Source organism: Methylobacterium sp. EM32 (assembly GCF_040593685.1).
Lineage (GTDB): Bacteria > Pseudomonadota > Alphaproteobacteria > Rhizobiales > Beijerinckiaceae > Methylobacterium.
In genome coordinates this window covers 19,012-28,804 of record NZ_JBEXZS010000084.1, presented here as the reverse complement: position 1 = coordinate 28,804, position 9,793 = coordinate 19,012, and the positions used below count along the sequence as shown (strand labels likewise).

8 protein-coding genes are annotated in these 9,793 nt (G+C 69.1%); 2 read left to right on the top strand and 6 right to left on the bottom strand.

Going from position 1 to position 9,793, the window contains the following annotated elements:
* Positions 1 to 118 precede the first annotated feature (118 nt).
* The 6 genes from ABZT49_RS12410 to ABZT49_RS12385 all read right to left on the bottom strand — a co-directional run bounded on the left by ABZT49_RS12410 (position 119) and on the right by ABZT49_RS12385 (position 7,591).
* On the bottom strand, positions 119 to 1,906 hold the full coding sequence (locus tag ABZT49_RS12410) for a NirA family protein (RefSeq protein ID WP_355286370.1): 1,788 nt from the start codon (positions 1,904 to 1,906) through the stop codon (positions 119 to 121).
* Positions 1,907 to 1,917: 11 nt separating this feature from the next.
* Positions 1,918 to 3,135, bottom strand: a complete 1,218-nt coding sequence (locus tag ABZT49_RS12405) for an FAD-dependent oxidoreductase (RefSeq protein WP_355286369.1) — start codon at positions 3,133 to 3,135, stop codon at positions 1,918 to 1,920.
* 5 nt (positions 3,136 to 3,140) lie between these two features.
* Positions 3,141 to 3,935 carry an ABC transporter ATP-binding protein gene (locus ABZT49_RS12400; RefSeq protein WP_355286368.1) on the bottom strand — a complete coding sequence of 265 codons (795 nt, stop codon included), beginning with the start codon at positions 3,933 to 3,935 and terminating at the stop codon, positions 3,141 to 3,143.
* 12 nt (positions 3,936 to 3,947) lie between these two features.
* Positions 3,948 to 4,808: a nitrate ABC transporter permease gene (gene ntrB / locus ABZT49_RS12395; protein ID WP_355286367.1), complete on the bottom strand. Its 861-nt coding sequence runs from the start codon at positions 4,806 to 4,808 to the stop codon at positions 3,948 to 3,950.
* Position 4,809: 1 nt separating this feature from the next.
* On the bottom strand, positions 4,810 to 6,096 hold the full coding sequence (locus tag ABZT49_RS12390; protein WP_355286366.1) for a CmpA/NrtA family ABC transporter substrate-binding protein: 1,287 nt from the start codon (positions 6,094 to 6,096) through the stop codon (positions 4,810 to 4,812).
* A gap of 841 nt (positions 6,097 to 6,937) precedes the next feature.
* Positions 6,938 to 7,591: a glutathione S-transferase family protein gene (locus ABZT49_RS12385; protein ID WP_355286365.1), complete on the bottom strand. Its 654-nt coding sequence runs from the start codon at positions 7,589 to 7,591 to the stop codon at positions 6,938 to 6,940.
* A 287-nt stretch (positions 7,592 to 7,878) separates the two neighbouring features.
* Here ABZT49_RS12385 and ABZT49_RS12380 point away from each other — a divergent pair, with 287 nt between their 5' ends.
* Entirely contained in the window at positions 7,879 to 9,108 is a 1,230-nt protein-coding gene (locus ABZT49_RS12380; protein WP_355286364.1) for a polyhydroxyalkanoate depolymerase, read from the top strand.
* Positions 9,109 to 9,427: 319 nt separating this feature from the next.
* The gene (rpsU, locus tag ABZT49_RS12375) at positions 9,428 to 9,727 is read left to right on the top strand and encodes a 30S ribosomal protein S21 (protein WP_355286363.1); all 300 of its coding nucleotides are present in this window, start codon (positions 9,428 to 9,430) and stop codon (positions 9,725 to 9,727) included.
* The last annotated feature ends 66 nt before the right edge of the window (positions 9,728 to 9,793 follow it).

Here is a 9,793-nt window from a genome sequence, read left to right as displayed (position 1 = left end):
ATCTAAGGTTGAAATCAGTACCCGCAGAGGCGTGGTTTTGAGGCTTGATTTCAACCTTTGGTACGCACGAATCAAATCCGTTAAGGCCGTAGCCCGCGGGGAGAGGAGGAAGTGCGGGCTACTCGGCCGCCTCCAGCAGGCGCTCGCTCGCCAAGGCCTTGAGCGCCTCCGGCCCGCGGCGGGCGGTGTAGGCCTGGAAGGTCTCCTCCGGGCCGGTGCGGTTGGCGAGATAATCGGTGAGCAGGGTCTCGACCCGGCCGGGGCAGTCCTCGGCCTTCACGGCCTTCCAGATCTCGGTGCCGATCTTGGCCGCCTCGCCGAAGCCGCCGCCGACCACGATGTCGTAGCCCTCGACGGTGTCACCCTCCTCGCTCACCACCACCTTGGCGCCGATCAGCCCGATATCGCCGATATAGTGCTGGGCGCAGGAATGATGGCAGCCGGTGAGGTGGACGTTGACCGGCACGTCGAGCCCCGGCACCGCCGCCTCGACGTGGTCGGCGATGAGCAGCGCGTGGCCCTTGGTGTCGGAGGCCGCGAACTTGCAGCCGCGGTTGCCGGTGCAGGCGACGAGGCCGGCGCGGATGCTCGACGCCTTGGTGGAGAGCCCGAGGGCCGCGACGCGCGCCTCGACCTCCGCCACGCGATCGTCGGGCACGCCCGAGAACAGGAAGTTCTGCCACACGGTGAGGCGGATCTGGCCGTCGCCGCACTCGCGGGAGATTTCGGCCAGCGCCCGCATCTGGTCGGTGGTCATCTTGCCGACCGGCAGGACCACGCCGATCCAGTTGAGGCCCGGCTGGACTTGGGCATGCACCCCGACATGGGCGTAGCGGTCGAAGCCGCCGCGGGGCTTCACGTGGGCCGGATCGACCCGCTCCAGCTTGCGCCCGAGCTTCTCCTCGACCGCGGCGAGGTACTTGTCGTAGCCCCAGGCGTCGAGGACGTACTTCATCCGCGCCTTGTTGCGGTTGGTGCGGTCGCCGTTCTCGATGAAGACCCGCAGGATCGCGTCGGCGACGGCGTTGCACTCCCGCGGCCGCAGCACCACGCCGGTGTCGCGGGCGATGTCGCGGTGGCCGGTGATGCCGCCGAGCACCAGGCGCATCCAGATCCCGGGCTCGACCGCGGCGCCCTCCAGGACCTCGACCGCCTGGAAACCGATGTCGTTGGTCTCCTCCAGCACCGGCAGCACGCCGCCGCCGTCGAAGGCGACATTGAACTTGCGCGGCAGGCCGAAGAGCGAGCGGTCGTTGAGGATGTGGTTGTGCCAGGACTTGGCGAGCGGCCGCGTGTCGAGGAGTTCCTGGGCGTCGATGCCGGCGGTGGGCGAGCCGGTGACGTTGCGGATGTTGTCGGCGCCGGCGCCCCGGGCGGTGAGGCCGAGATCGATCAGCCCATCGAGGAAGGGCTGGCCGTGCTCAGGGCTGATCTCGCGCACCTGGAGGTTGGCGCGCGTCGTGACGTGGCTGTACCCGCCGCCATGGGCGTCGGCGAGATCGGCGATGCCGGCGAACTGCCAGTGGTGCAGGATGCCGTTCGGGATCCGCAGCCGGCACATGTAGGAGTTCTGGGCCGGGGCGACCCAGAACAGCCCGTGGTAGCGCCAGCGGAAATTGTCCTCCGGCTTCGGGGCCTTGCCGGTCTCGGCCTCGGCGATCAGCCGGTTGTGGCCGTCGAACGGGTTCTCGGCCCGCTTCCACTTCTCCTGCTCGGCGAGCTTGCCGCCGTTCTTCACGGTGCGGTCCTGCGCCTTGATGTGGATCGCGTCCGGCCCGGTCGGCTCGGCGGCGGGCGCCGCGGCGGTGCCGCCGGCGGCGAGGCCGCCGGTCATGCGGATTGCGGCGATGCCGTGGGAGAAGCCTTCGAGGTAGCGCTTCTGCTCGGCGTTGAAGTCGTCGGCCATCGCGGGCTCCTTCACGCTGCGAGGGGTTGGGGGACGGGACGGCCGAACATCAGGTCGTCCCGGTCGTCGGGGCTGATCACGTCGCCGGTGCGGATCAGGGTCTTGCACCAGCCCTGCTCGGCGACGTCGCCGACGAAGACCGCGCCGATCAGGCGGTCGCCGTCGATCACGAGCTTGCGGTAGAGGCCCGACGCCGGATCGCTCCAGGTCACCGCCTCGGCGCCGTCCGGCACGTCGACCGCACCGGCGGAGAAGACCGGCAGACCCGAAACCTTCAGGCTGGTCGCGAGCGAGGTGCCGGCGTAGGTGGCGTCAGTGCCGCAGAGATGACGAGCCAGCACCTCGGCCTGCTCGTAGGCCGGCTCGACGAGGCCGTAGGTCTGGCCGCGGTGCTCAGCGCATTCGCCAAGGGCGTAGATCCCGGGCACCGAGGTCGCCATCGTGTCGTCGACCCGGATGCCGCGGCCGATAGCGAGCCCGGCGCTCGCCGCGAGCGCGATGGAAGGCCGCACGCCGACCGACATCACGACGAGGTCGGCCGGCAGCACCGTGCCGTCCGAGAGAACAAGGCGCTCGACCCGGCCATCGCCCTCGATCGCGGCGGTGTCGGCTTTCAGGATCACCCGCACGCCGCGGGCCTCCATCGCCTCGCGCACCAGGCCCGCGGCGGCATGGTCGAGCTGGCGCTCCATCAAGCGGTCCATAACGTGGAGGAGCGTGGTGTCGACGCCGAGCCGCGCCAGCCCGACCGCCGCCTCGAGCCCGAGGAGCCCGCCGCCGATCACGATGGCCCTGGCGCCCGCCACCGCCGCCCGGCGGATCGCCGCCACGTCGGCGAGATCGCGAAAAGTGATGACGCCGGGCAGATCCATGCCGGGCTTCGGCAGCCGGATCGGCACCGAGCCGACGGCGAGGACCAGCTTGTCGAACGGCAGCACCAGCCCCTCGCCGACCCGCACGAGGCGCTCCGCGGTGTCGATCGCGGTGGCGGGCGCGCCGGTGACGAGCGTGATGCCGTGCCCGGCGTACCAGTCGAGGCCGCGGAAGGTGCAGGCGGCCTCGTCGACCTCGCCACCCAGCAGCGAGGACAGCAGCACCCGGTTATACGCCGCCACCGGCTCGGCGCCGACGCAGGTGACGTCGAAGCGGCCGGGGGCGGCCTCGGTCAGCCGCTCCAGGAAGCGGAGCGAGGCCATGCCGTTACCGATGACGACGAGACGCTCGGTCATGGGGGTCAGGCCGCGATCGCGGGTTTGGCATGGCGGGCGTAGAGGAATTCCAGCACCTCGGCCCGGGCGTGGGTGTAGGTCGGGTCCTCGACGAGTTCGAGGCGCTTGCGCGGCCGCTCCAGCGGCACCGTCAGGACTTCCCCGATCGTGGCCGATGGGCCGTTCGTCATCATCACGATCCGGTCGGAGAGCAGCACCGCCTCGTCGACGTCGTGGGTGATCATAATGACGGTGTTCTTGAGCCGCAGGTGGATCTCCATCAGCTGGTCCTGGAGATGGGCCCGGGTCAGCGCGTCGAGGGCGCCGAAGGGCTCGTCCATGAGAAGAACCTTCGGCTCCATGGCGAGCGCCCGGGCGATGCCGACGCGCTGCTTCATGCCGCCCGAGATCTCGTGCGGGCGCTTCTCGGCGGCGTGGGTCATGTTGACGAGCGCGAGGTTGTGCTCGATCCAGTCGCGCCGCTCCGCCCGGGTCTTCTTCGACCGCAGCACCTTGTCGACCGCGAGCGCCACGTTCTCGCGGACCGTGAGCCAGGGCAGGAGCGAGTGGTTCTGGAACACCACCGCGCGCTCGGGGCCGGGGCTGTTGACCTCACGGCCGTCGAGGAGAACGCCGCCGGCCGAGGCCTTGAGCAGGCCCGCCACGATGTTGAGCACCGTCGACTTGCCGCAGCCGGAATGGCCGATCAGCGAGACGAACTCGCCCTTCTCGATCTTCAGGTTGACGTCGCGCAGCACCTCCGTGGTGCGCCCGGACCGGGTGAAGCTGATGCCGATCTGTTCGAGGCTGAGATGGGTCATGTTTGGCCTCCCTCAGGCCGTGGCGGTGCCGCGGGTGACGAGATGGCCGAGGCCGGCGACGAGGCGGTCGAGCACGAAGCCGATCACCCCGACATAGACCAGGGCCACGATGATCTCGCTGATATGCGAGGAGTTCCAGGCATCCCAGATGAAGAAGCCGATGCCGACGCCGCCGATCAGCATCTCCGCCGCCACGATGGCGAGCCAGGACAGGCCGACGCCGATGCGAAGGCCGGTGAAGATGTACGGCGCGGCCGAGGGCAGCATCACCTTGGCGAAGAACTCGAAGGCGTTGAGGCGGAGCACCGCCGCAACGTTGCGGTAATCCTGCGGAATGTTGCGGATGCCGACCGCGGTGTTGATGATGATCGGCCAGATCGAGGTGATGAAGATCACGAAGATCGCCGAGGGCTGGCCGTCGCGGAAGGCGGCGAGCGACAGCGGCAGCCAGGCGAGCGGCGGGATGGTGCGCAGCACCTGGAAGATCGGGTCGAGCCCGCGCATCGCCCATTCGGACTGGCCGACCAGGGTGCCGAGCATCACGCCGGCGATGACCGCCAGGGTGAAGCCGAGGGCGACGCGCTGGAGGCTGGCGCTGATGTGCCAGAACAGCCCCTTGTCGGTGCCGCCGTTGTCGTAGAACGGGTGGGCGATGATGTCCCAGGCCTCGCTCACGACGCGCGACGGCGGCGGCAGGCCGGCGCCGGGGCGCTGACACAGGACCTCCCAGAGCAGCAGGAAGACCGCCAGCACGACGAGCGGCGGCACGATCCGCAGCGCCAGCCCTTTCAGGGCGGCGCGGGTGACGAGGGGGCGCTTCACCCCTTCGGCTTTGGCGGCGCCGAGGCGCCCGAGGCTTAATCCGAGCGCCATCTCACGCCACCTTCTTGATGCCGAGGCTGTTGAGGTAGGCGGAGGGATCCGCCGGATCGAAGACCTTGCCGTCGAAGAAGGTCTCCTTGCCGCGCGAGGTCGAGGCCGGGCCTGTGACGCCCATGCCCTTCGCCACCTCGCGCCAGATGTCCTCGCGGTTGACCTTTTCGATCAGCGCCTTGGTGTCGGTCTGGGGATCGAACTTGCCCCAGCGGATGTCCTCGGTGAGGAACCACAGGTCGTGCGACTTGAACGGGTACGAGGCGTCGTCGGCCCAGTACTTCATGATGTGCGGGCTGTTCGACACCTTGCGGCCGTCGCCGTAATCGAACTCGCCCTTCATCCGACGCACGACGTCGGTGGCCGGGACGTTGATCCACTGGCGCTTGGCGACGATGCCGGCGAGCTCGTCGCGGTTCTCCGGCTTGTCGCACCATTGCTGTGCCTCCATCACGGCGGCCAGCAGCGCCTTGGCGGCGTTCGGGTACTTGTCGACCCAGGCGGCGCGCATGCCGAGCGCCTTCTCCGGATGGTCCTTCCACAGCTCGCCGGTGGTCAGCGCGGTATAGCCGATGCCCTGCGTGATCAGCTGCTCGTTCCACGGCTCGCAGACGCAGAAGCAATCCATCGTGCCGACCTTCATGTTCGCCACCATCTGGGGCGGCGGCACGACGATGGTCTCGATGTCCTTGTCCGGGTCGATGCCGCCGGCGGCGAGCCAGTAGCGGATCCAGAGGTCGTGGGTGCCGCCCGGGAAGGTCATCGCCGCCTTCACCGACTTGCCCGACGCCTTCTTGCGCTCGAGCGCGGCCTTGAAGGGCTTGGCGTCGAGGGCGACCTTGTCGCCCATATGCTCCTTGGCGACTGAGATGCACTGTCCGGCGAGGTTGAGCCGCGCCAGGATGTACATCGGGACGGGCACGTTGTTCTGCGTCACCCGGCCGGCGCTGATCAGGTAGGGCATGGGCGAGAGGATATGGGCCCCGTCGATGCCGTTGCCCTCGGAACCCAGCACCAGGTTGTCGCGGGTGGTGCCCCAGGAGGCCTGCTTCAGCACCTCGACGTCGGGCATGCCGTGACGCGCAAAGATCCCTTTCTCCTTGGCGACGAAGAGGGGGGCGGCGTCGGTGAGCGCGATGAAGCCGAGCTTGGCGCCCTTCACCTCGGGGCCGGCCCCTTGCGCGAAGGCGCCGCCCGGCAGGGCGACGCGGCTCGCCGCCGCCAGCGACAGGGCGCCGGCCGCCCCCTTGAGGAGACCGCGACGCGTGGTGTGCTCAACGCTGCTCATCGATAACTCGCCCTCAAGCCGCTGCGCCCTCGTGGCGCGGAGTCCGGTGCCGAAACGCAAAAAAACCGCTGCCCAAGGTCTTCCGCCGGCCGCGCGGTTGCGGGCCCACAGGGGAACTCGGGTCAGCGGCTCTGCTGACGGTCGGTGCCCGTCGACGCTGACGGACGAGAGAGGCATAGCAGGTTCCGTGCCAACTGCCGGGCGGCCAGTTCAAGTCATTGGAATTGAAACGATTCGCGGCTTGACCGGAGCGGATCGCGGGGCAGCCTGGCTGATTGGTGCGATGCACAAATGATGGGCTGGTGGATGGAGAATGGGCAGGGGTGCGATGCTCGAGGATCGGGCGGACGCAAGACTGGTGCGCGAATGGGCGTCGATCATCTCGGTGATCCGCTGCGCCACGCAGCGATTCGCCTCCGAGGCGAGGCTCCCGGGCGCGACCGTCATTCTGGACTGCGCGATGGAATCCTAAGTGACGCGGAGGGCCTGTTCGGCTGTCTCGACCGCATTGGCACCCTCCGCGTCATTCCGGGGCCGCGCAGCGGAACCCGGAATCCATAACCGCTGACGACAGAGGACAAGACGGAGCCCGATCCGATTTCTCCTGCACCGTCAGCGGTTATGGATCCCGGGTTCTCGACTTCGTCGAGCCCCGGGATGACGTGGAGAGTTGCCCGTCGATGTGCAGAGTTGATTGATGTGACGAGTCAAACAAGCCTTCAGGATCGAGCGAAGGACATTGTGCATCGGTCTGCGCCACCTGAGTGTCTGGGCGCGCCTTCGGCACTCCGGGCTCCGCTTCGCGGCTGGAATACGCGGAGCGTGATCAATCCGTCCGCCCTCAAAACTCCATGTCCAGTTCCTCGATCTCCTCCGGCTCGTCCGCCGCCGCGGCGACCCAGTCGCGCATCAGGTCCCAGTCCATGATCCGGTCGCGATAGGCGGCGCAGTCCGGCGGCAGGTCGACGCTGTAGGTGACGAAGCGGGTGCAGACGGGGGCGTAGATCGCGTCCGCCACCACCGGCCGGTCGCCGAACAGGAAAGGGCCCCCGTGGGCCCGTAGCGCCGCCTGCCAGATCTCGACCACCCGGGCGATGTCGGCCCGGGCGCCGCCCCAGAGCTTGAAGTCGTCGTAGCGGGCGCGCAGGTTCATCGGCAGGGCCGAGCGCAGGTTGACGAAGCCGCCATGCATCTCGCCCGAGATCGAATGCGACCAGGCGCGGGCGGCGAGATCGTCGGGCAGGAGGCCGGCCCGCGGCCGTACCTCGGCGAGGTACTGGGCGATGGCGAGCACGTCCCAGACCCGCACCGAGCCGTGGGTCAGCCGCGGCACCAGGAACGAGGGCGAGAGGTGCAGGAGCTCGGCCCGGCTCGCCGGATCGCCGGACAGCACCTCCACCGCGAGGTCGAGCCCCGCCATGCGGCAGAGGAGCCACCCCCGCAGCGACCAGGACGAGTAGTTGCGGCTTGAGATCGTCAGCGTCGCCTCGGCCATCCGGTCCTCCCCGGGCCGTCAGCGCGCGGCCCGTCTGCCCCTGGGTTCACGGCCCTGCGATCCAAGACTCGTGCCGATCGGAACCCACGCCGGGACGCAATCTTCGCACAAGTCGCGCGGATCTAGACTGCCTCAGGATAGAGACTTGGCACGAGGGTCGCATCCCGCGAGCGCAGGGGATGGCTGCCGCGTTCCGCCGAAAGTCCGGTCGCGGGCGGGAAAAGCCGTGCCGTACACTTGCCGGCGGGCGAAATCCCGCGCGTGTCCGTGAGGGAGTGCCCGGGCCGATGCTGTACGATGCCTTCGAGGTCCAGTCGGACGCCGCCGCTGCGACGCGCGCCTGGGGACGGGTGCTCCACGAGGGTACCGCTCCCTGGACGACGAGAGGCTACGGCGCGCCGGCGACCTGGGTCGCGGCCGCCGCCCGGATGATGATGCGGGCCGGACTCACCCATGCCCGGCCCTCCTACGGGATCGAGACGGTGGGAAACGGCAACCGCGAGGTGCCGGTGACCGAGGAGCCGGTGCTCTCGACGCCCTTCGGCACGCTGCTCCGCTTCCGCAAGGACTTGGTCAGCGAGCAGCCCCGGGTGCTGGTGGTGGCGCCCCTGTCGGGCCATTTCGGCACGCTCCTGCGCGGCACCGTGCGCACCCTGCTCGCCGACCACGACGTCTACATCACCGACTGGCACAATGCCCGCGACGTGCCGCTCAGCGCCGGCCGCTTCGGCTTCGACGATTACGTCGCCCACCTGGTGCAGTTCCTGGAGGCGATCGGCGAGGGCGCTCACCTCGTGGCGGTGTGCCAGCCCTGCGTGCAGGCGCTCGCCGCCGCCGCCGTGATGGCCGAGAGCCGCAACGCGGCCCACCCGGCGAGCATGACCCTGATGGCCGGCCCGGTCGACACCCGGATCAACCCGACCAAGGTCAACGAACTCGCCACCTCGAAGCCGATCGAGTGGTTCGAGAAGAACCTGATCGCCACCGTGCCGCGCCGCCATGCCGGGGCCGGGCGGCGGGTCTATCCGGGCTTCATGCAGGTGGGGGCCTTCATGTCGATGAACGCCGCGCGCCACATGCACGGCCATCTCGACCTCTTCTGGCACCTCGCCGAGGGCGAGACCAACAGGGAGGCGAAGGCCAAGGCGGCGCAGATCGAGACCTTCTACGACGAGTATTTCGCCGTGCTCGACCTCGCGGCGGAGTTCTACCTCGAGACGGTCAAGACCGTCTTTCAGGACGCGACGCTGGCGCAGAACAAGCTGACCTTCCGCGGCACCCCGATCGACACGCGGGCGATCCGCAGAACCGCCCTGATGACGGTGGAGGGCGAGCGCGACGACATCTGCGCCGTCGGCCAGACGGTGGCGGCACACGACCTCTGCACCGGCCTCAAGCCCTTCCGCAAGAGCCACCACCTCCAGGCCGGGGTCGGCCATTACGGGGTGTTCTCGGGCCGCAAGTGGGAGGGCCAGACCTACCCGCTGGTGCGCAGCTTCATCCAGGCCAACGCTTGATCCGTGGCGCCGCCGGCCTAGCTACGACGGCATCCGGCACGGGGCGCCTCCCGGACCCGTAGCCGCTCAAATTTCGGTCAGGCGACCACTCCCCGGTTGGAAGTCGTGGCGGAGTGGTGTAAGGCCCCGATCAGGCGCATACCGTGCGCCGACAGCTTGCGCCGGGCTCCGGTGCGACCGCAATGCGACCCAAGCCCCTCCCGGTCCTTCCAGGTCCGGGCCGTGGGGCGCATTTCGGTTGGTCGGGCAGGCAGCCATCCGGGCGCGTTCCGCGCAAGGTCGGCCACGATTTTGGATTTAGACAAAAGGATAGACACCCTTGCAGGTACTCGTTCGGGACAACAACGTCGATCAGGCTCTCCGCGTCCTCAAGAAGAAGATGCAGCGCGAGGGCATCTTCCGCGAGATGAAGCAGCGCAAGGCCTACGAGAAGCCGTCGGTGCGCAAGGCCCGCGAGAAGGCGGAAGCTGTCCGCCGCGCCCGCAAGCAGGCCCGCAAGACCGCCATCCGCGAGGGCCTGATCGCCGCTCCGAAGCCGAAGCCCCGCGTCGGCGCTCCCCGCCGTCCCGGTCTGGCCCCCTCCGCGGCCCCGGCTGCCGCTCCGGCCGCCTCCGCGTAAGCGGCGACCGGTCCCGCCCCGCCTCTCACCGGCGGGGCTCCCGATCAGACGTGAGCCCGACGCCGC